Annotated in this window: 21 protein-coding genes and 2 pseudogenes; 18 read left to right on the top strand and 5 right to left on the bottom strand. The window is 43.8% G+C overall.

Translation table 11 applies throughout. The annotated features are described in order from the left end of the window. Position 1: 1 nt before the first annotated feature. Positions 2-736, bottom strand: coding sequence for a heavy metal response regulator transcription factor (locus tag RAH45_RS09800; RefSeq protein ID WP_102078323.1), 735 nt, complete (start codon positions 734-736; stop codon positions 2-4). A 325-nt stretch (positions 737-1,061) separates the two neighbouring features. On the opposite strand from RAH45_RS09800, the gene RAH45_RS09795 reads away from it, so the two are divergent. The 17 genes from RAH45_RS09795 to ccmI all read left to right on the top strand — a co-directional run bounded on the left by RAH45_RS09795 (position 1,062) and on the right by ccmI (position 17,621). After that, positions 1,062-1,388, top strand: a complete 327-nt coding sequence (locus tag RAH45_RS09795; protein WP_011959984.1) for a hypothetical protein — start codon at positions 1,062-1,064, stop codon at positions 1,386-1,388. A gap of 133 nt (positions 1,389-1,521) precedes the next feature. Beyond that, positions 1,522-1,794 carry a hypothetical protein gene (locus tag RAH45_RS09790; protein WP_201564644.1) on the top strand — a complete coding sequence of 91 codons (273 nt, stop codon included), beginning with the start codon at positions 1,522-1,524 and terminating at the stop codon, positions 1,792-1,794. Positions 1,795-1,855: 61 nt separating this feature from the next. Then, on the top strand, positions 1,856-2,449 hold the full coding sequence (locus RAH45_RS09785; RefSeq protein WP_306495228.1) for a c-type cytochrome: 594 nt from the start codon (positions 1,856-1,858) through the stop codon (positions 2,447-2,449). A gap of 165 nt (positions 2,450-2,614) precedes the next feature. Then, positions 2,615-3,253, top strand: a complete 639-nt coding sequence (locus tag RAH45_RS09780) for a DUF411 domain-containing protein (RefSeq protein ID WP_306495227.1) — start codon at positions 2,615-2,617, stop codon at positions 3,251-3,253. Positions 3,254-3,347: 94 nt separating this feature from the next. Then, positions 3,348-5,054: a copper resistance system multicopper oxidase gene (locus RAH45_RS09775; protein ID WP_011959988.1), complete on the top strand. Its 1,707-nt coding sequence runs from the start codon at positions 3,348-3,350 to the stop codon at positions 5,052-5,054. A gap of 25 nt (positions 5,055-5,079) precedes the next feature. After that, on the top strand, positions 5,080-6,177 hold the full coding sequence (locus RAH45_RS09770; protein WP_306495226.1) for a copper resistance protein B: 1,098 nt from the start codon (positions 5,080-5,082) through the stop codon (positions 6,175-6,177). A 95-nt stretch (positions 6,178-6,272) separates the two neighbouring features. Next, positions 6,273-6,749, top strand: coding sequence for a DUF305 domain-containing protein (locus RAH45_RS09765; RefSeq protein WP_037059145.1), 477 nt, complete (start codon positions 6,273-6,275; stop codon positions 6,747-6,749). 150 nt (positions 6,750-6,899) lie between these two features. Beyond that, positions 6,900-7,055 (top strand): hypothetical protein, encoded by a 156-nt coding sequence (locus RAH45_RS09760; protein WP_201555241.1) that lies wholly within the window; start codon positions 6,900-6,902, stop codon positions 7,053-7,055. A gap of 115 nt (positions 7,056-7,170) precedes the next feature. Further along, positions 7,171-9,789 carry a copper-transporting P-type ATPase gene (locus tag RAH45_RS09755; protein WP_306495225.1) on the top strand — a complete coding sequence of 873 codons (2,619 nt, stop codon included), beginning with the start codon at positions 7,171-7,173 and terminating at the stop codon, positions 9,787-9,789. Positions 9,790-9,869: 80 nt separating this feature from the next. Next, complete coding sequence (gene tatA, locus RAH45_RS09750) at positions 9,870-10,154, top strand: Sec-independent protein translocase subunit TatA (RefSeq protein ID WP_011959992.1); 285 nt, start codon at positions 9,870-9,872, stop codon at positions 10,152-10,154. A 55-nt stretch (positions 10,155-10,209) separates the two neighbouring features. Beyond that, complete coding sequence (tatB, locus tag RAH45_RS09745) at positions 10,210-10,596, top strand: Sec-independent protein translocase protein TatB (RefSeq protein WP_036599454.1); 387 nt, start codon at positions 10,210-10,212, stop codon at positions 10,594-10,596. After that, on the top strand, positions 10,593-11,462 hold the full coding sequence (tatC, locus tag RAH45_RS09740) for a twin-arginine translocase subunit TatC (protein WP_306495224.1): 870 nt from the start codon (positions 10,593-10,595) through the stop codon (positions 11,460-11,462). The genes tatB and tatC overlap by 4 nt, the downstream gene beginning before the upstream one ends. 90 nt (positions 11,463-11,552) lie before the next feature. After that, positions 11,553-12,842, top strand: a complete 1,290-nt coding sequence (locus tag RAH45_RS09735) for an ATP-grasp domain-containing protein (RefSeq protein WP_306495223.1) — start codon at positions 11,553-11,555, stop codon at positions 12,840-12,842. Positions 12,843-13,086: 244 nt separating this feature from the next. Then, entirely contained in the window at positions 13,087-15,141 is a 2,055-nt protein-coding gene (locus RAH45_RS09730; protein WP_058025868.1) for a heme lyase CcmF/NrfE family subunit, read from the top strand. Beyond that, the gene (locus RAH45_RS09725; RefSeq protein WP_102092542.1) at positions 15,134-15,784 is read left to right on the top strand and encodes a DsbE family thiol:disulfide interchange protein; all 651 of its coding nucleotides are present in this window, start codon (positions 15,134-15,136) and stop codon (positions 15,782-15,784) included. The genes RAH45_RS09730 and RAH45_RS09725 overlap by 8 nt, the downstream gene beginning before the upstream one ends. Further along, positions 15,781-16,344 carry a cytochrome c-type biogenesis protein gene (locus RAH45_RS09720; protein ID WP_102091630.1) on the top strand — a complete coding sequence of 188 codons (564 nt, stop codon included), beginning with the start codon at positions 15,781-15,783 and terminating at the stop codon, positions 16,342-16,344. The genes RAH45_RS09725 and RAH45_RS09720 overlap by 4 nt, the downstream gene beginning before the upstream one ends. Continuing rightward, a complete protein-coding gene (ccmI, locus tag RAH45_RS09715; protein ID WP_201620349.1) occupies positions 16,341-17,621 on the top strand; it encodes a c-type cytochrome biogenesis protein CcmI in 1,281 nt (426 codons plus the stop codon). The genes RAH45_RS09720 and ccmI overlap by 4 nt, the downstream gene beginning before the upstream one ends. Before the next feature lie 465 nt (positions 17,622-18,086). On the opposite strand, the gene RAH45_RS09710 is transcribed toward ccmI, so the two are convergent. The 4 genes and pseudogenes from RAH45_RS09710 to RAH45_RS09695 form a co-directional block, all read right to left on the bottom strand. Further along, positions 18,087-18,851 carry a sulfite exporter TauE/SafE family protein gene (locus tag RAH45_RS09710; protein ID WP_227522957.1) on the bottom strand — a complete coding sequence of 255 codons (765 nt, stop codon included), beginning with the start codon at positions 18,849-18,851 and terminating at the stop codon, positions 18,087-18,089. Positions 18,852-19,110: 259 nt separating this feature from the next. Next, a pseudogene (locus RAH45_RS09705) lies at positions 19,111-19,992 on the bottom strand (IS982-like element IS1599 family transposase). Between the two features lie 414 nt (positions 19,993-20,406). Next, entirely contained in the window at positions 20,407-22,584 is a 2,178-nt protein-coding gene (locus RAH45_RS09700) for a cytochrome c biogenesis protein CcdA (protein WP_306495222.1), read from the bottom strand. A gap of 113 nt (positions 22,585-22,697) precedes the next feature. Continuing rightward, the gene (locus RAH45_RS09695; protein ID WP_306495221.1) at positions 22,698-23,579 is read right to left on the bottom strand and encodes an IS982-like element IS1599 family transposase; all 882 of its coding nucleotides are present in this window, start codon (positions 23,577-23,579) and stop codon (positions 22,698-22,700) included. Positions 23,580-23,796: 217 nt separating this feature from the next. Here RAH45_RS09695 and RAH45_RS09690 point away from each other — a divergent pair. Further along, a pseudogene (locus tag RAH45_RS09690) lies at positions 23,797-25,021 on the top strand (IS3 family transposase). Positions 25,022-25,135 lie beyond the last annotated feature (114 nt).

Here is a 25,135-nt window from a genome sequence, read left to right as displayed (position 1 = left end):
TTTATTTTAGATCATCTTTGTTGGTGTCATCGTCGCCCATGCCACTATCCACGTCGACATTCAGTGGCTCTAACTTGTAGCCCATTCCGCGTACCGTATGAATCAGCTTTATATCAAATCCATCATCAATTTTTATCCGCAAGCGCCTTATAGCCACGTCAATGACATTTGTATCACTGTCAAAATTTATGTCCCATACTTGTGAGGCAATCACAGTGCGTGGCAGTACCTCACCTTGACGTTCTAAGAAAAGTTGTAATAAAGCAAATTCTTTAGCAGTCAATTTTATGTTGGTATCGCCTCTATATACAGTGCGTTTAGCAATATCTATTTTTAGGTCAGCCATATGTATGACAGAGCTTTTATAGTCTGATTGATTGGCACGCCGCAATAGGCTTTTTATTCGGACAATTAGCTCGGCAAAAGCAAAAGGTTTGGTCAGATAATCATCGCCACCAATTTCAATGCCCTTAATCCGATCGCTTAAATCATCTTTAGCGGTTAAAAATAAAACAGGCGTATGCTTTCCAGCAGCACGGTAGCGCTGTATCAGCTCAAAGCCGCTGACGTCAGGCAGCATCACATCCATCACCACCACACTAAAATCTTCAGTCATTAACGCATGATAGCCATCTAAACCTGTCATGTGATGATCCACGATGAAACCGGCCTCAGTTAAGCCTTTCTTAATATATTCTCCAAGGTTTTTCTCATCTTCTACTAACAGTACTTTCATCGTTGCTTACCTTTATATCATTATAGTTGTCAACAGCGTATCACTAACATTGTTAGCTTATCAGCCATATATTTATCAGGAACCCTTGTTATAACAGTGTTCTTTGGATAGAGACAGATGCTGGTACTTGGTTTTAATGACAAGAAGATGACAATATTATGCTGTTCCTAACGAACATGTAATATCCGTGTCATCTAGCTGTCAGCCACCATTTAGTATTCTAAATCAACTCCGCATATTGGCTTGTCTCTGATACAGACTGCCTCTACGAGTAAAGCAATTATCCTACTTAAACAGTTTGTTATTTATCTTTAAAGGGTCTTATATGAAAAATTATAGTTCATTAAAAAAAGCAGCTTTACTTTCAGTATCGATGTTAGTGGGCATGTCAGCGGCCAATGCGCATACCACAAACTTAGATGCTTCTGTTCTTGGTAATTGTGATGCGCTCACTAGTTTTGCAAGAAACGCAGATCATAATGATGCACAAATGTCCAAAGAGCAAAAGAAAAGTTATGTCGACGCCAGAGTGGCTTGTCAGGTTCAACATCAAGATCAACATTTGCAATCTGAAAAGTATTTTGTAAAAAAATATGGTAGCGATCGTGATAGAAATGCTGAAGCCATATTAAATGAATATATCGCGCATTAAAATCTAAAGCGGTGAGAATGACAGAATTGTAATCTTATCGTCATCTACCAGTCAGAATGATTAATGTATCATTTAGGCTGGTTTAACAGCTATTGAACTCAATAACCTTTAATCCAAACAATAGGAATTAATCATGTCACAATTTAAATTACTGTCTAAATCAATCGCAATGACGGCCATCGCTCTTGTCGTATCGACCTCAGCTATGGCGCATGACCCTAAAATGCATGCTGAAAAAGATCAAATGAACTGTGAAAAAATGCAAAAGCATATGCAAATGATGCAAAAAATGGATCATAGCAAGATGGACATGAGCGATCCTGCTATGAAAGCAATGATGGCTAACATGGGTAAAATGAAGCAAATGTACCAAAAACACTGCGTTACTAACGACAGTAAATCTTAAAAATTTTAGCTCTGTTAAATAGCAGTCAACACTTAACGGAAATAAATTTTTAGGAAAACATATGAAATTTTTATTGGGTGCGCTCTTTACCGTATTTGTGGCAATCGTTGGCGTGTTTGCGGTTGTTACTAGTGGCGTTGTCAATGTGGGAGCTGACCAAGAGCATAGCCCAATGATGTTTAGCTTTTTAGAAACTGCTCGCAATCGTTCCATAGCAAATGCCAGTAAAGATATTGTGGTACCAGATTTAGAGAAGGTTGAGCTAATCAGTTCTGGTGGCGCGGACTATAAGGATATGTGTGCAGGCTGTCACTTGTCTCCGGGAGTGGCACAAACTGACTTTAGTGAGGGCTTATATCCAAAGCCGCCCAACTTTACCAAGGCTGATATTGTCAAACGTTATCAAACAGAAGACGGTGCAAAGCAAAGCTTTTGGGCAATCAAGCACGGTATTATGGCATCTGGAATGCCTGCGTGGGGCGCGTCCCATGATGACGCTAGAATGTGGGCAATGGTTGCTTTTATCAGATCGTTACCTGAATTAGATGAAGCTCAGTACACGATGCTAACCACTAGGATAGATGGCGATATGATGGACATGTCATTTGATGGTGATATGAATATGTCGGATGATGGATCTGGAATGCAGCATTAATACTTTCTAGATATGAAAGCCTCCTAACTCACGGTTGTCGCTATCACCAATGTAGTACTGAACAGTGCTGCATTTAATGTTTTTAGTTAAGTACATAAGAATTCAAATATAGGGTGTAAGTTTTTAGAATAGCGAGCATAACAATAAACGTTTAGGAGTAATTTAATGAGACATTACACACATATGCTTTCTAATGGACATAGCTGGTTATCCGGTCGTGTCCTTTTATTGGTGGTGACATCGTCACTCTCGTTAACGCTAGCCGCTTGCAGCCAATCTAATACCAGTGGCTCTGATTCTCAACCAGTAAAGGTTGAACAGTCTGCTACCCAGAATGCACAAGTACAAAATGAAAGTTCTGCTCCTACAAATGCTCCCGTTAACAGCTCGTCATCATTACTCAAAAACGTCTCAGCCACGGTTTATAAAGATGCCAACTGCGGCTGCTGTAAAGAATGGGTAGGCTATGCAAAAAACAATGGATTAAGTGCAACCACGCACGATGTGGAAGATCTATCCTTATTTAAGGAGCGTTATGGCGTACCACAGCAAATGCGCTCTTGTCATACCACCGTTACCACCGACGGTTTTGTCTTTGAAGGGCATGTCCCTGCTAAACACATGGCTGAATTCTTAGCAAATCCTCCTGCACAAGCTATTGGACTTGCCGTACCGAGTATGCCGGTTGGTAGCCCCGGTATGGAGTATGAAGGTAAATTCATGCCTTATAAGGTAATGCAGCTTAATAAAGACGGCACCACAGAAGTCTATGCTGCTATTGAGTCTCCTCAGCAGCAGCTGTAGTGTTGGCTTAGATGTGAATAGATTCTGTTAAATATCGAAAATGTTATAACTATAAGCTTAACCACCATCTCTCAAATTAAATCAGGTTATCATTATGAATAAAAAGAACATACTGAACCGCCGACGTTTTTTAACCGGATCCTCTGCTGTCCTTGGTGCCTCCTTGATGCCGACTATTGCTAGTAGCGCATTGGGACAATCGAGTCGCTCAGGCAGTCAGGGCGCTACTATTAACAGTGATAAACCCGATCATAAAGTACCCATACTGACAGGCAAAGAGTTTGATCTTTATGTCAGCAAAAAACCCATCATTGTTGATGGCAAGTCAAGCACGGCGACGCTCATTAATGACTCATTACCAGCGCCAACGCTAAAAATGCGCGAGGGCGATACGGTAGTGATACGCGTCCATAACCAAATGAATGAGTCGACCTCTATTCATTGGCATGGTCTACTAGTACCGTTTGAGATGGATGGCGTGCCCGGCATTAGTTTTGATGGTATACCAGCAAATAGCACCTTTACGTATAAATTTACGCTGAAACAATCTGGCACTTATTGGTATCACTCGCACACTGGATTCCAAGAACAAACCGGTATGCGCGGGGCCATCGTCATTGAGCCGAAAGGGCGCGAACGTCATCCTATCGAGGAAGACCATGTCATTTTGCTCAGTGATTGGACGCACCGTGACCCGCACAACTTGGTTAAACTATTAAAGCAACGCGCAGACTTTGATAATTATCATTTACCAGATTTTAAAAAGCTACTGTCCGATATTGCCGCAACAGATCTAAAAGCTGCTTTTGATAAGCGCAAAATGTGGAATCAGATGCGGATGATGCCGACAGACTTTACTGATCTGTCTGGTGAAAAAACCTTTACCTATCTGATGAATGGTAAAACCACAGCGGCTAACTGGACGCAACTTGTCAAGGCTGGACAGCCTGTCAAACTACGTTTTATTAATGGTTCAGCGCAGACGATATTTGATGTACGCATCCCCGGCCTAAAAATGAAAGTCGTCGCGACGGATGGGATTGATGTCAGTCCCGTCGATATCGATGATTTCCGTATTGGGGTGGCCGAGACTTATGATGTCATCGTGACGCCCACTAAAGACGCGCATACCATATTTGCTCAAAACATAGATCGGTCAGGCTATGTTGCGACAACGCTTGCTACCAAAAAAGGTGCTCGTCCTGCGATACCTGCTATGGACAAAATCGAATGGCTGACGATGGCCGACATGATGGGCGCCATGGGATCGAATGGCTATAACGCTAAACATGCCAAAACAGAATATGACTTTAAGTCCGATATGCGCGTTGATAGTCCGCGTATGAACCTTGATGACCCTGGTATTAATCTACGTAACATTGATAGAAAGGTTTTGAATTATAGTCAGTTGCGCTCTGTCGGCGATGAGATAATGGCAGAGCAGCGCAAACCCACCAGAGAGATTGAAATACATCTGACGGGAAACATGGAGCGCTATATTTGGGCTCTAGACGGGGTTATGTTCAAAGATGCCGCACCGGTCAATATTAAGCCCAACGAGCGCGTACGTATTACCTTAGTCAATGACACCATGATGAATCATCCCATGCATTTGCATGGTATGTGGAGCGATCTGCGGATGCCTTCAGGTGAGTTTCAAGTACGTAAGCATACGATAATGGTACAGCCTGCACAAAAGATAAGCTTTGATGTCACCGGAGAAGCTGGCAGATGGGCATGGCATTGCCACTTGCTCTATCACATGGAAGCAGGGATGTTTAGAGAAGTTGCCGTTGTTTAATAAACCTTCGAATATGAGCCTTATTATGAAAATATATAAAGTAGGTCTACCGTTTATTGGCATGTCATCTTTGATGCTACTAATGTCACCTTTAGCAAACGCTGCTGAGATGTCGAACATGGATCATGGCAGTATGGACATGTCTGGTATGGATATGTCAGATATGGATCACAGCAGCATGGATATGTCTGGTATGGGCATGTCGGATATGGATCATAGCAAAATGGATATGTCTGGTATGGACATGTCGGATATGGATCACAGTGGCATGGATATGTCAGGCATGGACCATGGCAGTATGGATATGTCAGGCATGGACCATGGCAGTATGGATATGTCAGGCATGGACCATGGCAGTATGGATATGTCAGGCATGGACCATGGCAGTATGGATATGTCAGGTATGCAAGGTGGTAAAGCTCCAGCTGATGCTCGCAGTCCTGACTATTCAAACGGTGTTCCCTATGGTCGCTTTGGTAAGCCTGTGATGATGGGTAGCTTACCGTTATGGGGCGTATCAGTAGACGATCTGGGCTATCAATTTGACGATGATCAAATCAATTATGAGTTTGATACGTGGTACGGTACAGACAGCAACCGCGTAACGCTACGTAGCGAAGGTAGTATCCAAACTAAAGATGATAAAGAAATTGATAGCTTAACCTCACTATCTTACTGGAAGCCACTTAGTATTTTTTGGAATGGGGAAGCCGGTGTTGCTTATGATACCGAAAATGATAAATCTGCCGTGATGGCTGGTATTGCAGGCACTGCACCTTACTTCATCGAAACCGATGCTAGAGCTTATTTATATACTGATGGGCAAGTTCGTCTAGATCTAGGTGCGGAGTATGAGTGGCGCTTAGATCAACATTGGGTAGTGATTCCAGAAGTAGAGCTGACGGCATTTAGCAAAGATGATACAGATAACCATATTACTAAAGGCTTTAATGAGTTTGGGGCTGACGTTAGGCTTACTTACGAGATGTTAAGTCGTCAGCTCGCGCCTTATGTGGGTATCAGCTATGAGACCGCTTTAGGCAACGCAAGAGATTTGCGACGTCAAGAAGACGAAGCTGTTGATTCTAGTAGCGTTACAGCTGGTGTGAAATTTTGGTTCTAGTGTTAACCATGTAAGTAACAACAGTTTATAACACTAGCTCTAAAAAAAGGCACCTCTTTATTTAGGTGCCTTTTTACTAAATTAAGGACAAGAATATGAATAACCATATGGATAATAAACAGAAGCAAATGAACCCTTATGTAAAGTTCACAATCATGATTTTAACATCGACAGTCGTGATGTTTATCATGATGTATTTTAATACTTATCAATGGGATCATGTTTATTTTAGCGAAACCAGAGCTTATATGGCGTTATATATGGGCGCTATGATGGCTATTATTATGCTCGCCTTTATGACCAATATGTATAAAAAGACTAAGGTCAATCTAATGGTTTATGGGATTAGTGTCGTGCTATTTGCCTTTGGTTTATGGGGCGTTAGATCACAACAAACGGTAGATCAAGTGGATTGGATGCAGGCGATGATACCGCATCACTCGATTGCTATTTTGACCAGTTCGCGTGCTGATATCGAAGATCCACGTGTACGTCAGCTTGCTGATGACATTATCGAAGCACAAAAGCGTGAAATCGGTGAGATGCAAGCACTTATTGATGAGTTGGAATAGGCAGTCACAAATTTTGAGCACTTTGTATTAGGCGTTATTAAGTAAGCAGACTATTGAGAGGTGTACGTTCACACACTAGCACTATATCATTACTTATACTAAGGAAATAACAAATAAGGAGTCCTTGTAATGGTTATTATGATGCACGGTATGATGAACGGGACTATGCACGGCATGATGAATGGATCGATGCACGGTATGGGTTGGGGAGAATCTATTGTCTCCTTATTGTTTACAGTACTGGTTTTTGCGGTACTGATATTGACTATTATGGCCTTACTCAAATATTTGCGTAATAAAGATTAAGTTCCAATTGAAACTTAATTTTCGAGATATCTAGATTAGTAATTAGATGAATAGCAATTAAAGGTTGATGACTGTGCTTTAAAAGCTTTATTTATTGTCTTCAAGGAGTGATTTTATGAAACATATTGCCGATGAAAAATCTATCAAAGGTGGTCAGTACGATAAAGTGCCAGAAAACTATAGTGGTACGGTTTATATCTGCCCGATGCATCCTGAGGTTAGAGATACTGAGAAGAGCGATTGTCCGATATGCGGCATGTTTCTCAAACCTGAAGACGAGGTTGCTGAATCCAACAGTAATGAGGGCAGTCATGCGCATTGTCATAAAGCGGATGCTAATAATAGTACTGAGTTAAAGTCTGTCGAAGGCAATAAGTACGACAAGATACCAGAAAATTATAACGGCACGATTTATATTTGTCCTATGCATCCAGAAGTAAGAGATGTTGAAAAAAGTGACTGCCCAATATGTGGCATGTTTCTTAAACCTGAAGACGAAGTTGCTAAAGATGATAGTCACGCCAGTTGTCATGGAAAGGATACTGATAGTAGCGGAGTAAAATCTGTTAAAGGCGGTAAATACGATAAAGTACCTGCTGATTACGATGGCACGGTATATACCTGTCCTATGCATCCTGAAGTGAGAGACGTTAGAAATAGCGGTTGTCCGATATGTGGTATGGCGCTTGAGCCCGAAACGCTTACTATCGGTGAAGAGGACACCTCAGAGCTTGACGACATGACTCGTCGTTTTTGGATATGTACCGTGTTGACTGTACCGCTATTAATATATGTGATGAGCGGTATGTTTGACTTAAACGTAGTTAATTTTAGTCAGTATGGTATCTCTTCAAAGATCTTACAATGGGCTGAGTTAGTGCTCGCGACCCCTGTAGTGCTTTGGGGCGCCGCCCCGTTTTTCGTCCGTGGCTGGCAGTCTATAAAAAGCCGCAATCTAAATATGTTTACCTTGATTGCGATAGGCGTAGGCGCTGCTTATATTTTTAGTATTGTCGCGACCTTTTTCCCCGATATTTTCCCAGACAGTTTCAGAGATGCCTCTGGTCAAGTCGGAGTCTACTATGAAGCGGCAGCGGTCATTGTGACCTTGGTGCTACTGGGTCAAGTATTAGAGCTCAAAGCTAGAAGTCAAACTTCAGGTGCGATTAGAGCTTTGCTTGAGCTCGCACCACCAACCGCAAGACGTGTCGATGAAAACGGTGAAGAAGTCGAAGTCTCGCTTGATGAGGTCGTCACTGGCGATAAGCTACGGGTTAAACCAGGTGAGAAACTACCCGTAGATGGTACAGTGATCGATGGTAATAGTAATGTTGATGAATCAATGGTGACGGGTGAGCCAATCCCTGTATCAAAAGTAGCAGGAGATACAGTGACTGGTGGTACGGTAAATGGCACCGGAACGCTATTAGTCGAAGCGGTCAATGTTGGAGCAGATTCAGTATTATCTAAAATTGTACAAATGGTTGCTGAAGCCCAGCGTAGCCGCGCGCCTATCCAGCGCTTGGTAGATCAAGTGGCGGGTTGGTTCGTACCTATTGTTATTGTCACCTCTATCATAACCTTTATTGTCTGGGCGATATTCGGCCCTGAGCCCGCTATGACCTATGCTTTGGTTAACGCGATTGCGGTACTGATTATTGCTTGTCCTTGTGCCCTTGGTCTAGCGACGCCGATGTCCATTATGGTTGGTACCGGCAAAGGCGCGCAAAACGGCGTCCTCATCAAAAATGCTGAAGCGTTAGAGAGTATGGAAAAAGTCGATACCATTGTCGTCGACAAGACCGGAACACTGACCGCTGGTAAGCCCGAGCTTACCGCAATTGATGCGCAGGTAGGTCAAGATGAAGACGAGTTCCTCGCATTGGTAGCCTCAGTAGAAAGCGCTAGCGAGCATCCTTTAGCAGAAGCTATCGTTAGAGCAGCTCAAGAAAGATCACTCATTATTCCTAAAGCTACTGACTTTAATTCGACTACTGGCGAAGGCGTACAAGCCGTGGTCGATGGTAAGAAAGTCGCTATTGGTAACTCTAAGCTTATGGAAAGCCTAAATAGTTTTGATAATGAGCTGTCCACTAAAGCTGATGTCCGTAGAAAAGACGGAGAAACGGTAATGTTTGTGGCTATAGACGGTAAAGCTGCTGGTATTATTTCAGTTGCTGACCCTATTAAACCAAGCACTAAAGAGGCTATTTCACTGCTTCATGACGCAGGTTTAAAAGTTGTGATGCTAACCGGTGACAACGAAAAAACCGCGCAGGCAGTCGCCAATAAACTAGGTATTGATGAAGTTCATGCGGATGTCTCACCAGAGGATAAAAACCGTATCGTCAAAGAAATGCAAGACAGCGGTAAATTGGTCGCTATGGCGGGTGATGGTATCAACGACGCACCAGCGCTAGCGCAAGCTAATGTTGGTATCGCTATGGGAACCGGTACCGATGTGGCGATGGAGAGTGCGGGCATTACCCTGCTAAAAGGTGATTTAATGGGCATTGCCAAAGCTTATAAGCTTAGCCGCGCCACCATGCGCAATATCAGACAGAATCTGTTTTTTGCCTTTATCTACAATGCACTTGGTGTTCCTATTGCCGCAGGTGTGCTCTATCCCATATTTGGGCTTCTGCTCAGTCCGATGATAGCAGCGGCAGCGATGAGCTTGTCGTCATTCTCGGTGATTGCTAACGCGCTGCGATTGCGCCGTTTGAAACTATAATTCTGGTACGGTAAAAAGTGTTCTAAAGCACACTGACACATACTGGTCTAAACAAGATCACAAAATATAAGGATACCGTTATGGGCAGCTTTTCTATTACACATTGGCTGATTTTATTGGTCGTAGTGGTGGTCGTATTTGGTACTGCCAAGCTTAAAAATGCAGGTAAAGATTTAGGCGGTGCGGTGAAGGGTTTTAAAGAAGCGGTCAAAGATGAAGAACCCGAGAATGCTCGCAAAAATCATGTGCTTAGCCATGAAAATAGTACGCCAGCTGCAAGTAATGATTTAAATACGCGTGTAGGTAATCAGGCTGATGATATGGAAATCAGCCCTATTTCCACTGATGACCAGCCTAAAGTATGAAGCGCGCCGCTTATAAATAGCGGCACTAAGTAGTCTATTAATATATGTGACTGTTATGTTTGATATTGGGTTTTCCGAATTACTCTTGTTTGGCGTCATTGCTTTAATCGTATTGGGCCCAGAAAAACTGCCGCAAGCCGCACGTACCGCTGGGCAATGGTATGCCAAACTGCGCCGTACAGTATCCACTCTACAATCTGAAATAGAAGCTGAGCTTGATCTAGCTGAAACACGTCAACAAATGCAAAATGAACTTGCGAAAATCCGTCAGACCGAGTCGGATATGAAGCGCGAATTAGCAGAAATGCGTGGCAGTATGCAAAAGTTTGAGCAGTCACAGAACCAAAGCCTAGACGCTTCACATCAGTCAATCACCCCTTATGATAAAGACCATCAACAGAATACTACCTCCTCGTTCATTAAACAGGAGGCGGATCAGTGAGCCTATTTAAACGGCAAAAAAGTCGACAAGAAAAAATAACAGATATAGAGTTTGAGGCGCCAACAGATACAACACAGAATAGTGAGTCTGGAGATACGTTAGGTACGCTTGGCGATATGCCTATTACCGGACATTTAATCGAGCTGCGTACGCACTTAATAAGAATATGCGTGGTCGTCTTAATTATATTCTTAGTATTGGTGGGATTTTCACGCGAGCTTTATAATCTTTTATCAGACCCATTAGTGGCGCAGTTACCCATCAATTCGACCATGATTGCCACTGATATAACGTCAAACTTTATGGCACCCATTCGCTTAACGATATTCGTCGCCGCATTTTTAGCAATGCCTTATATCCTGTATCAAATTTGGTCATTTGTAGCTTCCGGCTTATATAAAAAAGAGAAGAAAATTGCCATTCCTGTACTGCTATCTTCGATATTTCTATTTTATGCTGGTGTTGCTTTTTCCTACTTTGTCGTACTCAAAGGGGTATTGAAATTTTTTATTATGTTCGCTCCGCAGAACGTTATACCAATGACCGATATTGACAGTTATCTGAGCTTTGCCCTCAAGCTATTTATGGTGTTTGGACTGACTTTTGAGATTCCAGTGGTTACCTTATTGCTGATAATGGCCGGAATCGTTTCTACTCAAATTTTAGAAGATAAGCGTCGTTATATCATAGTCGGCTGTTTTGGGATCGCCGCGGTAGTGACACCGCCTGATGGTGTATCAATGCTGTTGTTGGCGATTCCTATGTGGCTATTATTTGAGCTGGGTTTACTCTTAGCAAAGATATTAATTAAAAGTGAACGAAATAACGATTTAGTCTCAGGAAATGAGATATCAGAAAGTAGCTAGCACTACTTAAACACGCCAAGTACCTTTTTTACTTTTTACTTTTTACTAGAGTATGTCAGCGTGAGTACTCTACTTAGCGACGGACTCTAAATGGAACACCCAACTAATAACAACGAAAAAAATGACGGTCTTGCAAATCGACTTAACCAAGAGTGCTACTGCATTACCCTTGATCGTAAAGCGCTTAATACAAGCCTTCAAGATCAATTGGTAGAAACTAGAAACAATCCAATAGGAGCGAACGAGCTTAATAAGCTTTTTTCAGCAACACCCGTGTTCGTTCCCAAAACAGAGATAGAGGCGATGGAGCGAATCGTCAGGGCTATCGAGTCAGCTGCCGAACTGCCATTGTATCAAGAGCAAGTGCTGTCGTGGGCACCAGAAATAGCTGCTTTCGACCCAGGCCCAATAGGGGCCCTCATGGGTTATGACTTTCACTTGGGTAGCGATGGACCTCAGCTCATCGAGGTCAATACTAATGCCGGTGGCGCATTTCTGAATGTGTTGCTCGCTCGCGCACAAAAACGCTGTTGCAACCCCTCAGAGCAAAGCGCTGTAACCAATCAAATGCTAGATAGGTTCGAGGAAGCAGTGTTTGACATGTTCAAACAGGAATGGCAGCGACAGTCCGCTGTTGCTATGCCCAATCGGATAGCCATTGTGGACAATGACCCCGAGAGTCAGTTCATGTTCTTAGAGTTTGAGTTAGCCTGTCAACTGCTCCAAGCTAGAGGTATTGATACTGTGATACTTGATCCCTCTGAACTCGAGTATATCGACGGTACGTTAACAGCCCATGGCCAGAAAATCGATATGATTTACAATCGGCTTGTCGACTTTGCATTTGAGGACCCTGACCATGTATTGCTTAAGCAGGCTTATTTAGAGGGTGCTGTGGTAGTGACACCCAATCCCCGCGTACATGCTATGTTGGCCAATAAGCAAAACCTGACATTGCTATCAGACTCCCAAATATTGCGCTCTTGGGGTCTGGATGAGGCTGCAGTGGAGTGCCTCGAAAGGTCTGTACCGAGGACTAAGATTGTATCAAGAGACGATGCAGCAGAGTTGTGGCTTACTCGGCGGCAACTGTTTTTTAAGCCAGTTGCTGGTCATGGAAGCAAAGGCGTTTATCGCGGTAGCAAACTGACTCGACGCGTCTTCGAAAACATTCTGGATGAAGATTATATCGCACAGACCTTTGTCCCTGCAGGAGAGAGATCACTCAAAATTGATGACATCGTAACAACAAGAAAGGTAGATATACGTCTTTATACGTATGGCGGAAAACTGTTACTACCTGCTGCGCGTGTGTATCAAGGTCAGGTGACTAACTTCCGTACGTCAGGCGGTGGATTCGCGCCTGTCTTTCAGGTGTGATCGTCTAGGTCTTATTTAGATGGCATTAGGCTGTTATAAGTCCGGTTAACTAATTCAATATTCTTCTTACCTAACAAAAGATGGTTGTATATTTATGATTGTCTATTACTTTCGGCACGCTTTTCAAAACACTTCGAAAACAATTGGAGCTAGAGATAGCAGTAAATTTCAATAGTTTCCAATAATAAAAATCCAACCGTTACAGTGAGCTTAAATCATATTAGAATAAACAGGGTTAGACCGTATGTTAATCACAGAATTGGGTTATTTTGCCTTGCTAGCCGCCTTAATCTTGGCGATTTTGCAGGTGGTATTACCAACGATAGGCGTTATGCGTGACCATGTTGCTTGGCAGCGTTTGGCACCGAGTTTGGCATGGGCACAGTTTGCTGCCATGATTTTTTCATTTGTTGCATTGATGGCAGGCTTTTATTTCAATGACTTTAGTCTCGTCTATGTCACGCAGCACTCTAATACTTTGTTGCCTTGGTACTATAAACTCTCGGCGACATGGGGCGGACACGAAGGCTCGCTCTTGTTGTGGATGACCATCATGGCCACGTGGTGCGCGCTGGTCTCCTATTTTAGCCGTGGCTTACCGTTGTCGATGCGCGCGCGGGTACTCGTGATATTGGCCGGTGTGCAGGTCATGATGCTAGCGATGCTGATTTTTACCTCGTCGCCATTTGATCGTACCTTGCCCAATCTGCCCGTAGATGGGGTAGATCTCAACCCACTTTTGCAGGATTTTGGGCTGATCGTTCACCCACCGATGCTGTATATGGGTTATGTGGGCTTAGCGGTGCCATTTGCTTTTTGTATGGCGGCATTGTGGGAAGGGCGTTTGGATGCAGTATGGACACGTTGGTCGCGTCCATGGGCGCTAGCGGCTTGGGGGTTTTTGACCGTTGGTATCGCTCTTGGCTCTTGGTGGGCGTATTATGAGCTTGGCTGGGGCGGCTGGTGGTTTTGGGATCCTGTAGAAAACGCCTCACTGATGCCTTGGCTTGCCGGTTTAGCCTTGCTGCATTCGTTGGCAGTGACTGAGAAGCGCGGTGTCTTTAAAGCATGGACCATTATGCTGGCTATCTTTGCTTTTGCCTTAAGTCTCTTGGGTACTTTCCTTGTACGTTCAGGGGTTATTACCTCAGTGCATTCGTTTGCCGCTGACCCCACTCGTGGTCTGGTAATTTTAGTGATTCTTGGCATCATCGTCGGTGGTGGTTTGCTGATGTTTGCGCTGCGTGGCTGGCGTTTGACGATTGAAAGTCAGTATCAACTGGTTTCGCGTGAGTCATTTTTAGTCATTAACAACGTCATCATTTTGATTGCAACGTTAGTGGTATTGCTTGGTACCCTCTATCCTATCATTGCCGACGCCTTTAGCTTGGGTCAGGTATCGGTAGGTCCTCCGTACTTTAATGCGCTATTTGTGCCTTTAACATGGCTATTGCTGGTTGCCATGGGTATGGGCTCCAATATCCGCTGGAAACAAGATAAGCGTCCATTGTTAGGCGTTGGTATGGTCATTGCGGCGAGCAGTCTAGTATTAGCTGCAGTCATCACTTACTTTGTCAGTCCATCTGCCATGCTTAATATTGGTGTAACACTAGCAGTAAGTTTTTGGGTACTGTTCTGGATGGTGGTTGATTTCAAAGACAAAACCAAAAATGCACCAAGCTTTTTGCAAGGCTTAAATAAGCTGCGTTTAAGCTACTGGGGTCAGCAAACGGCACATATTGGTGTGATTGTAGCGGTCATCGGTGTTGCCTTTACCAGTACCTTGAGTATCGAGCGCGATGTGGCATTGAGTGTTGGCGAAACGGTCCATGTCCAAGGTTACGACTTCACCGTTAAAGGCTTCCGCGAAGTCAAAGGCAGTAACTATGATGCGACCCAAGCTGAGGTCGAAGTGAGTAAAGATAGCCGTGCTGTGACTACGTTATACCCTGAAAAACGCAATTACATTATTAGCATGATGCCAATGACCGAAGCAGCGATTGATGACAGTCTGATGCGTGATGTGTACGTCGCACTTGGTGAACCTATAGCTGAAGGCAGTAATAAATGGGCCGTACGTATTTATGTGAAGCCATTGATTCGTTGGATATGGCTCGGCGCTATTATTATGGCATTGGGTGGTCTGCTGAGTATGCTTGATAGGCGCTATCGTCTCAAAACATCCAAGACCCCTGCACAAATTGCAGCGAGTAAGTCAGGCTTTACGACGGTTACTGATTTAGATGTTAAAAGCACTACTAATAACACGACACTAATAGGGGAGAAGCAAAATGACTAAGTCTAATCATTTTTCCGAGCAACCCCCTGAAACAAAAGGTAATCGAACAATGAAAAAAAGCCAATTTAGAATATGGTTTTTGATCCCGCTGATCATCTTTGCTGCTGTTATGGTTATGCTTTATTTTCGTTTGGGGCAGCCGACTGAAATCGTAACCAATACCGCGCTTGAACGCCCAGTACCAGCGTTTGAGCTGCCATTGTTGTCCGATACCAGTCGGATCATGACCAATGACAACTTACCTGATGAGCCCTTTTTGATGAATATTTGGGGCTCTTGGTGCCCAACTTGCGTTATTGAGCATCCTTTTTTAATGCAATTAGAAGAGCGCGGAGTCAATTTGGTTGGTGTTAATTACAAAGATGACATCGGTGATGCGCTAGGATATTTAAATCGTGGCGGCGACCCATTCTCCATGTCTATTCAGGATTTGTCCGGCCAGTTTGCCTTGGACTTAGGGTTGACGGGTGCGCCTGAGACTTTCACTGTCGATGGTGAAGGCGTTATTCGCCAGCACATTGTTGGTGAGATTAACGAGAGTAACTGGCAAGATCGTATTGAGCCTTGCTTAACGGTACTCAATGATGCCAATGATAATAACGTCAGTCCAGATGCGATTCAGGTTGAAGAGGTGTGCAAATGATAGCCCTTTCAATAAAGGCCGTTACGATAAAAGTAGCGAGCTTAATACTTGCCTGTCTCCTAAGTGTGACCAGCTATGCGGCGATTGACGTCTATGATTTTGATTCTGTCCAACAAGAAGCACAATACCGAGGATTGATCGAAGAGCTACGTTGCCCGAAATGCCAAAACCAAAACTTGGCAGGTTCTGATGCACCGATCGCTCAAGATTTAAAGCAAAAAACCTACGATATGGTAAAAGACGGTCGTAGTGATGGTGAGATTCGCGCTTATATGCAAGAGCGCTACGGCGATTTTATCAGCTACAAGCCGCCTGTACGTCCATCGACATGGATTTTATGGTTTTTTCCGCCATTGCTACTGATCGTATTATTGATAGGGTGGTTTTGGCAAAGCCGTCGCCGCCAGCTGGTAGCGAGCGGTCAGAGTAGAGTGACGGTAGATAATACCGCCTCGGAGCTGACTGCCGCCGAAAAAGCCGAACTTGATCGTCTGCTATCGCGTGCCAATAGCACCGATAATGACGCTCATGACACCACAAGCCCCGAGGACAAAAAATGACCATATTCTCTACTTTTGGCTTATTTATTGCCCTAAGCTTATTTATTGCACTGATACTAGCCCTCATCGTTATCATGCCATGGTTGCGAGCGTCACGCTTACGAGAGAAACCTGTCGATAACCAGTTACTAGATATCAATATCGCCGTTTTTCGTGAGCGTTTGATAGAATTACAGTCCGATAAAGACAATGGCACGATTGATGCCGCCCATTATCAAAATCAAAAAACGGAGCTTGAGCGTCAGCTATTGGATGCTCAGCGTGAAGTAACACCTATGGTCGCACCTGGTATCAAGATCCGTTTGATTATCATGGTATGGGTGCCAGTACTTGCAGGATTGGCTTACTTTTTGGTTGGTGACCGTACACCGGTGTTTGACTTGTGGACAGCAGAAGATAAAGTTGCCCAAGTAGCCGATGATTTATTAACCGGTAAGATTAACCAGCCACCAGCTTGGGCGATTGAAGATGGTACGCAATTAATCAGCGCGATGCAGACCAACGTCTATCGTCATGCCGATGATCCTAATCGCTGGATGCGTTTGTCAGAGCTGTTTTTATCGCTTGAAGCTACCGACTCAGCGCTTGAAGCTTTGTCACGCGCTTACCGTCTGTCACCAGACAATGAAGAGATTGCGACCACTTATGCGCAGATTAGCTTTTTTGCCAATAAAGGTCAGCTTGATGCCAGTAGCCGCCGTGTATTACAAGATGTCCTTGCCAAAAATCCACAGCATGAAGGTGCGCAGATGCTAATGGCAATGGGTGAGGCACGTGGTAGTAACTTTGCAGAAGCGCAAGGTTGGATTAAGCGTTTACGTGAGAGCATCGCTGCCAAACCAGGTGACCATAGTAAAGCGCTAGCGAGCCTTGATGAGCTAAGTGCTAATGTCATCGAGCAAGAGCAGCAAGCCGCGCAAGGTATCGAAGTTACCGTCTCTATTGATGCGAGTCTATTACCATTGGTTAAAGCCAATGATGTGTTGTTTGTAGCGATACGTGATGTGAAAGGGGGCCCTCCGTTTGCCGCCAAACGTTTACCTATTAGTATCATCAAGCAAGGTAAAGCCAGTATCCGTTTAAGCGATCTTGATGCGATGATGCCAGAACGCACGTTACAATCTGCCCGTAGCGACAAAACTCAGTTAGCAGTCGTTGCTCGTGTTAGCCATAGTGGGACTGCGTCCGCAGAGTCGGGTGATCTATCAGGTAACCCAGTAGTGATTAGCGCTGAACAGACTCAAGTTAATATTGAAATCAATCAACAGATCCCTTAACAAATGATTATTACAGTAAGTTTCATAATACTAGAACCGTATGTAGGACAGCTTTTGAAAGTGGTGCTATCAATAGCTGTATAACCTATTAGTAAAGAAGTAAAAAACGGCTATGGTGTTTTGCTAGTGAAATAATTGGACGGATGACTATAGAAAGTCTTGATTAAACATAACAGACAGCTCATTTTCAGCTTCCCGCAGAAGAGGTATATGGCTTAATAACTCTACTAAAGACTTTTTAACAGTGGGACCATGAGTAAATACGGTGGCAAAGGTTTGCTTGCTGCTCACTATTTAGAATTAGTACCGCACAGGCAACCATGCCTCGAATGAATTCTTAGTTATCTATCCCTATCTGAGTATCCCGCGTTTCAGCTATGGTCCGCGTAGCTTGTTTTTACATCAGTATTGTTAGCTCTAGCAGTGATAATGAATATATTCACTGTCAGATAACTTTGGTTTAATTTAAAACAGAATCATGACGTTTTGGACAATCATCACTACGCCACTAATGACCATTAATAGGATCAGCATCACTCTAAACTGCTTGATATTCATACCTGCTAAAAAGCGCTTACCAATGATGTTGCCAACCACAGCACCAAGCCCTAAAGCAAAGCCATAAATCCAAAGATTGGCAGTCAATACGCCAAAAAAAGTATAACTACCAATCTGAGCCAATCCTACAAAGAATGAATTAGCTGTTTTAGTAGCGATTAAATCTTCTTTTTGTAATCCCGTATTCATATAGAAAGGATTGAGCACAGGACCCAAACCGCCGACGAGTGTGCTAATGAACGCCGTAATAAAACCTAAAGGCACAAACCCCAGTTTAGGCATATTAAAAGATTTTTCTACTTTGCCAAAACGATACTGCAAGACGGTAGATATCAAAAATGCACCCACTAATAACTGAATCCAGCTCCCATCAAGACGGCTAAATAATAATGCAGCTAACCACGCACCAACGATAGCGCTTGGCGCATAATACTTTATTAGCGACCAGTCGATATGATGCCAAAATAAATAAAGACGTGAAGGGCGACTAATGAAATTACCTAAATTAATCACGGGTGGCGCAGCCGAGATCCCTATCAGCGCAGAGGTGACAGGTATAAGTAAAAGTGCACCGCCACCTCCTGATATGGTGGAAATCACAAAAGCAATCATACCCGCCAAAAACAGCCCTGCAAGATGCCAATTAGGAATTGCTTGTAAAATATCGAGCACGGTTAAGCTCCAACATTAACAGAAGGGAACGAGATTGTTTTAGAGCTATATCCTATCTAAAGTCACCATAAAACGTTACCTGAAGAGCAAGATGCCAAGCGTGCCAAAAATGAGCTCATACAGTTTGCTACTGATCATGGTCATAAACTTGCTGCGTTCTACGTAGAGAATGGGTCAGGGGCAAAGCTAGTACATCCAAAGCTGATAGCTATCATAACCCCAGTTCGGGATAAGCCACATTGTAACTCATTGATACTATTTACAATGTGGCTACCTGTCCCTGCTGAGGCATATTTTTGATGGTGGGTTTATAGGGAAACCAGCAATAAGCAATCAAACCTGACAGCAAGTTTGTAATAAAACCCGTGACACTACGATGGCGTGAATGCTCAATCTGACACAAGTTTTTCAGCTCCCCAAACACCGTTTCAACCAAAGAGCGATGATTGAGTAGTGCCTCATCCATAGGCTTGAGTAATTGGGGTTTCATATTACGCCGAAGTTTCGTTATCAGCCTAGTATCACTGTGTTTTGTGAGCCACGCGTTTAGTGCTTTACTGATGTAGCCTCTATCACCAAACACCTTGCCAAACACAGGTGTTGCCATATCCTTAACAGGCACTCTGTCATCCGTATTACCCGCAGTGACTTTAACAGATACCAGCTCGCCCTTATGATTGATAATGGCATGCAGCTTAAAGCCGTAAAACCAGCCCATGCTGCTTTTGCCTCGGGTTGCAAGTCCTTCAAAGACTTTATGACGGTAGATACGCTTGTTATGACAAACTGCTATCTTGGTTGAATCAATATAGCTGATACCCGTACAGTCGCCCATCATGCTTTGCAAGTAGCTGCACAGTGGTATGATACTGCGCGGCACAAGCTCTATAAATCGCGAGTAGCTCGGCAGATTTGGAAACGCCCGTTTCATCATGCCAAGCATGTGATGGTAGTAAAACGCCTTAAACTGTCAATACCGCAGTTGATGAAACAGTACCAAGATGGTCATCATCTCTGCTACACTTATCTGGCATGCTCTTAGCCGTTGACGGCCCGTTGCGATTAAATGAGCGTCAAACTCAGGTTTGAATTGCTGATAAAAGTCGTCAATATGGCAGTATAGTTCGGTTAGGTTGTCCATGTAAGAAGTCCTTTTTGCTTAAGTGGTCTTGGTAAACTCACTTTAGCAACTTTGGACTTCTTTTTTATCTTTTTTTTGAGCGCTTATCCCGAACTGGGGTTAGAATAAGAACTAAAGAAAATCAATAAATATGGACGTGCAAGGTAGCCATTACTCGTGGTAATGCGCCTTTAGCAATGTTGCTTTATTGTAATGAAAATAAGGGCACTATACTAGCGTTATTGCGAGCAAATACTGATGTAAATAATAAGGTAAGTAGCAAAGTAAGTAGTAATAAATAATGCTAAACCAAGGATTTAGCGTCTATGTTAAAAAGGCTATTTAGTAAGATTGAAAAAGCCAACGTCCTATTATCAAAGGACGTTGGCTTTTTAATGGGTAGAAATGATGTGGAATTTATCTACATTTAAACGATTAATTTAGCGCGGTTAAGGTTTGCTCAAACGCTGCGCGCCCGATTTCACCCACTTGTTGATTGACCAATTGACCGTCTTGATAATACAGCAATGCTGGCGGACCAAACAATTTATAACGCGCTAAGATTGCTTTTGAATCCGCTGTTGTCTCCGTGATATCAAGTCTGACCAATTGCCAATCTTGCATTTGCGCAGGACGATTATGAAATAAGTTTTTATCCATAATCCGGCATTCAATACACCATTCGGCGGTGATATCGACCAGAACTTTAGGATTGGCGGCGACAATGGCATCTAACTCAGCGAGCGTCGTGACCGTCTTATCGGTTGCATTACTCATGGCTGGTTGACCAGCAGTCGCCTGCATCACCGGCGCGGCGCTTAATGACGCAAGCGGATGCAAGCTGTCGTCATTGCCCAATGCGGCGCCGACGATTAAACACGTCGCCCAAATACCAGCGATTAAGCCTAGCGCTTGGGTCAGCATCCGACCTTTGCCTAGCCAGCTCCACGCCCACATCGCCACGACCATAAACCACAGCGCCCAAACCATCAGCATCACAGGCGAGATAAAGACGCGTTCAATTAATAACAATGCCACGGCAAAAAGCAACAAAGCAAAGCCCTGCTTGACCCAATTCATCCACTCGCCTGCTTTTGGCATGATTTTACCTTGGGTCGCGCCAATTAAGATAAGCGGCGCCGATAAACCAAAACCGAGCATAAATAAAGCCGCAAAGCCAAGTAATGGACTTCCAATCGTTGATACAGCAAGCAGCGCCCCAAATAAGGGTGCCGAAACGCATGGCGATACCACGAGCGCCGATAAGAATCCAGCAATCAAACTGCCGCCCGTACTACCAAGTTTGCTATCGCCTGCTTGGCTTAGACCCTGCATTTTACTACTAATGAATCTCGGCAGACGAATGCTAAATACGCCCAACATATAAAGGGCTAATAAGACAAAAACGATGGCAAACCCAATTAAAATAATCGGATTTTGTAGCCAACCGATAATGCCTAACGATTCGCCAAATACCGCAATGACCGCGCCTAAAATACCATAAGCGATGGCAACACCAATAGCGTAGCTGGTCGTTAAAATAACACCGCGTTTTACCGTTGGATTGTCTTCACGCGCGACGATATTGGCAACAATCGGTAGCATCGGTAACACGCATGGCGTCAATGCCAAGACCAACCCTGCCAAAAATAATAATACTAATGCCAACCACGGATGAGAAGCCAAACCAAAAGGATCGCTATCGACCGCATTATTGCCAGTTACTGTATTTTTGTCTGTTGCAGCAGCATTATTTATTGCAGCGCCATTATTTGTAGGCTCACTTGTGACGTTGCCACCTACCACCTGTTCATCTGCACCAGAAATGGTATTGCTAGCACCAAGCTCTGCCTCTAAAGCCTCATCATCTAGCAAGGCATAATCAATCACTTCATCATCTGACGGGTTTTGCTCTACAGCAGCATTATTAGCCTCAGTTGCACTTGTAGATAACTGAGCACTGTCTGCAACGCTATCATTCGTTGCAGAATTTGTAGCGGAAGTACTGGCGCTATTTGCGGCAGAATTTGGCGTTACGGCAGCAATATTCACCGTGGTGTTGATTTTTTCAGGTGGATAGCATAGTCCTGCTTTGGCGCAGCCCTGCCAACCAATCGTCACAGCAGCATTATCCAAGCTCTTGCCATTACTATTGGTCAAAATGGTAGTGGCAACCATATTGGTTTGATCAAATACCGGTACGCGCCCAAAAGTTGGATCATCGATTGAAATTGGCTTTTGGCTAAAGGTAAAAGGTGCAGCGCTCACGCCAGCAGGCAACGTTAGCTTAATTTGGTCTTTATAAACATAGTGCTCAGGCGTAATGTCAAAGTTAATGGCTAAGCGCGTGCCATTATTGGTCGGTTTGCTGCTACTGCTAACTTGAAACGCTTCATCAACAGGCAAAAATTTCGGTTGGGTCGCGCTTTTATCACTGCTAAATAAATCGCCCAATCCTGCCGCTTGCGATGCCACTGGCACGGCCGTCAGCCCAGTCGCTGCTAGCCCTGTCAATAATGAACCCGCGCTGAAAGCGAACGCCAACAGATAAGATTTTTTCGACGATTTATTTTGCGTTAATGACGGAGACTTTTCTGCGCTCTTAAGGGACATGAAGGGCTACCTATTATTTCCAATATTCGAATTGACCAATTCACTGTCTGTATGGACTTGTCTATTTACAACCCCAGTTCGGGATAAGCCACATTGTAACTCATTGATACTATTTACAATGTGGCTACCTGTCCCTGCTGAGGCATATTTTTGATGGTGGGTTTATAGGGAAACCAGCAATAAGCAATCAAACCTGACAGCAAGTTTGTAATAAAACCCGTGACACTACGATGGCGTGAATGCTCAATCTGACACAAGTTTTTCAGCTCCCCAAACACCGTTTCAACCAAAGAGCGATGATTGAGTAGTGCCTCATCCATAGGCTCAAGTAATTGGGGTTTCATATTACGCCGAAGTTTCGTTATCAGCCTAGTATCACTGTGTTTTGTGAGCCACGCGTTTAGTGCTTTACTGATGTAGCCTCTATCACCAAACACCTTGCCAAACACAGGCGTTGCCATATCCTTAACAGGCACTCTGTCATCCGTATTACCCGCAGTGACTTTAACAGATACAAGCTCGCCCTTATGATTGATAATGGCGTGCAGCTTAAAGCCATAGAACCAGCCCATGCTGCTTTTGCCTCGGGTTGCAAGTCCTTCAAAGACTTTATGACGGTAGATACGTTTGTTATGACAAACTGCTATCTTGGTTGAATCAATATAGCTGATACCCGTACAGTCGCCCATCATGCTTTGCAAGTAGCTGCACAGTGGTATGATACTGCGCGGCACAAGCTCTATAAATCGCGAGTAGCTCGGCAGATTTGGAAACTCCCGTTTCATCATGCCAAGCATGTGATGGTAGTAAAACGCCTTAAACTGTCGATACCGCAGTTGATGAAACAGTATCAAGATGGTCATAATCTCTGCTACACTTATCTGGCATGCTCTTAACCTTTGGTGTCCCGTTGCGATTAAATGAGCGTCAAACTCAGGTTTGAATTGCTGATAAAAGTCGTCAATATGGCAGTATAGTTCGGTTAGGTTGTCCATGTAAGAAGTCCTTTTTGCTTAAGTGGTCTTGGTAAACTTACTTTAGCAACTTCGGACTTCTTTTTTTATCTTTTTTTGAGCCCTTATCCCGAACTGGGGTTATATTATATACAACATACTACAATATACTATTAAGGGATACAAAATCATGGTGAGCTATGCTGAAGAAACCGTAGAGATAAACTTGGTAAACTAAGCGTATTGACAGGAGTTTACCATGACCAAGAAAGTAAGAACCTACAGTGACGAATTTAAAGCCGAGGCCGTCAAGAAGATATCAGACAATAATGGCAATATTTCAGCGACTGCAAAGCAGCTTGGCATTGCCATGCAAACGCTATCAAATTGGCATAACAAAGCCAATCAAGGCAAGCTTGTCGGCACAAAGCAATACGATCCTGATCTTATGAGTGCTCTTCAAGAAATAAAGCAGCTCAAGCGGCAGCTCAAAGTTGCCGAAGAGGAACGCGAAATACTAAATGAGGAGGGATAAAGCGAAGCACTGCTTCGCCCCGACGCAAGGGGAGAGCTATGCTCGAGTTGGCGACGGCGTACTTCGCGAGAAACAGCTAGTCAGGTACGCCTTTATCAAAGACAACCAGTTCCTCTTTCGCATCACCACTATGTGCCGTGTGTTAAGGGTTAAGCCATCAAGCTATTACGACTGGCTAAGTCGTGATCTCAGCGACCAACAGATACATCGCAACCAGTCTGAATTACTGGTTAAAGCGGCTCACAATGAAACGAAAGAACGTTATGGCGCAGATCGACTGCATGCTCATCTAAGCGAGCAAGGCCATAACATTAGCCTGTATATGGTAAGAAGCATCAAAGAGCAACACGGCATTAAATGTCGTCGTCATAAGCGCTTTAAAGTCACCACCGACTCCAATCACAACAAGCTGGTCTATCCAAACGTACTGGATCAGAAGTTTGATGCTAAGCGCCCTAACGAGTCGTGGGTCAGCGACATCACCTATATCTGGACGAATGAGGGTTGGCTGTACTTAGCAGGGGTCAAAGACTTATACACCAAAGAGCTTGTCGGTTACGCTATTAACAAGCGTATGACCGCAGATTTAGTTTGCAAAGCACTAAATATGGCCATCAAGAATAAACGTCCAAGCAAAGGGCTAATCGTTCATTCAGACAGAGGCAGTCAGTATTGCAGTCACGCCTACCACAAGACCATTAAGCAGCATCAATTTATAGGCTCAATGAGCGGCAAAGGCAACTGTTTCGATAACGCTCCGATAGAAAGCTTCTGGGGCACATTAAAGAATGAGCTGGTATATCATCAAGACTATAAAACAAGGTTCACAGCCATCAATGATATTATCAGTTATATCGAGCTGTACTACAATCAGACGAGGATTCAAAAGGGTTTGGGCTATCAATCGCCAAGACAGGTGTGGTTTGATTATTATCGTCAGGCTGCGTAATTAAAATCTCCCAAGTTTATGTATACGGATTTGACGGCAGGGGTCAATAGTTTAAAACTTTTATATTTACGTGCGTTAGGACGTTACCTAGAAAAAATAAAAAACTTACGCTGA

Origin of the sequence: Psychrobacter sp. van23A, assembly GCF_030845275.1 — a bacterium.
GTDB classification, from domain to species: Bacteria; Pseudomonadota; Gammaproteobacteria; order Pseudomonadales; family Moraxellaceae; genus Psychrobacter; species Psychrobacter faecalis.
The sequence above is the reverse complement of the archived record's forward strand: the minus strand, read 5'-3'. Positions and strand labels throughout refer to the sequence as shown.

Coding starts and splice junctions, on each gene's coding strand:
- tatA (WP_011959992.1), top strand. CDS start 9,870: ATGGGCAGCTTTTCTATTACACATTGGCTGATTTTATTGGTCGTAGTG.
- RAH45_RS09755 (WP_306495225.1), top strand. CDS start 7,171: ATGAAACATATTGCCGATGAAAAATCTATCAAAGGTGGTCAGTACGAT.
- RAH45_RS09770 (WP_306495226.1), top strand. CDS start 5,080: ATGAAAATATATAAAGTAGGTCTACCGTTTATTGGCATGTCATCTTTG.
- RAH45_RS09800 (WP_102078323.1), bottom strand. CDS start 736: ATGAAAGTACTGTTAGTAGAAGATGAGAAAAACCTTGGAGAATATATT.
- ccmI (WP_201620349.1), top strand. CDS start 16,341: ATGACCATATTCTCTACTTTTGGCTTATTTATTGCCCTAAGCTTATTT.
- RAH45_RS09780 (WP_306495227.1), top strand. CDS start 2,615: ATGAGACATTACACACATATGCTTTCTAATGGACATAGCTGGTTATCC.
- RAH45_RS09760 (WP_201555241.1), top strand. CDS start 6,900: ATGATGAACGGGACTATGCACGGCATGATGAATGGATCGATGCACGGT.
- RAH45_RS09735 (WP_306495223.1), top strand. CDS start 11,553: ATGGAACACCCAACTAATAACAACGAAAAAAATGACGGTCTTGCAAAT.
- RAH45_RS09765 (WP_037059145.1), top strand. CDS start 6,273: ATGAATAACCATATGGATAATAAACAGAAGCAAATGAACCCTTATGTA.
- RAH45_RS09700 (WP_306495222.1), bottom strand. CDS start 22,584: ATGTCCCTTAAGAGCGCAGAAAAGTCTCCGTCATTAACGCAAAATAAA.
- RAH45_RS09695 (WP_306495221.1), bottom strand. CDS start 23,579: ATGGACAACCTAACCGAACTATACTGCCATATTGACGACTTTTATCAG.
- RAH45_RS09725 (WP_102092542.1), top strand. CDS start 15,134: ATGACTAAGTCTAATCATTTTTCCGAGCAACCCCCTGAAACAAAAGGT.
- RAH45_RS09785 (WP_306495228.1), top strand. CDS start 1,856: ATGAAATTTTTATTGGGTGCGCTCTTTACCGTATTTGTGGCAATCGTT.
- tatB (WP_036599454.1), top strand. CDS start 10,210: ATGTTTGATATTGGGTTTTCCGAATTACTCTTGTTTGGCGTCATTGCT.
- RAH45_RS09730 (WP_058025868.1), top strand. CDS start 13,087: ATGTTAATCACAGAATTGGGTTATTTTGCCTTGCTAGCCGCCTTAATC.
- RAH45_RS09720 (WP_102091630.1), top strand. CDS start 15,781: ATGATAGCCCTTTCAATAAAGGCCGTTACGATAAAAGTAGCGAGCTTA.
- RAH45_RS09775 (WP_011959988.1), top strand. CDS start 3,348: ATGAATAAAAAGAACATACTGAACCGCCGACGTTTTTTAACCGGATCC.
- RAH45_RS09790 (WP_201564644.1), top strand. CDS start 1,522: ATGTCACAATTTAAATTACTGTCTAAATCAATCGCAATGACGGCCATC.
- RAH45_RS09795 (WP_011959984.1), top strand. CDS start 1,062: ATGAAAAATTATAGTTCATTAAAAAAAGCAGCTTTACTTTCAGTATCG.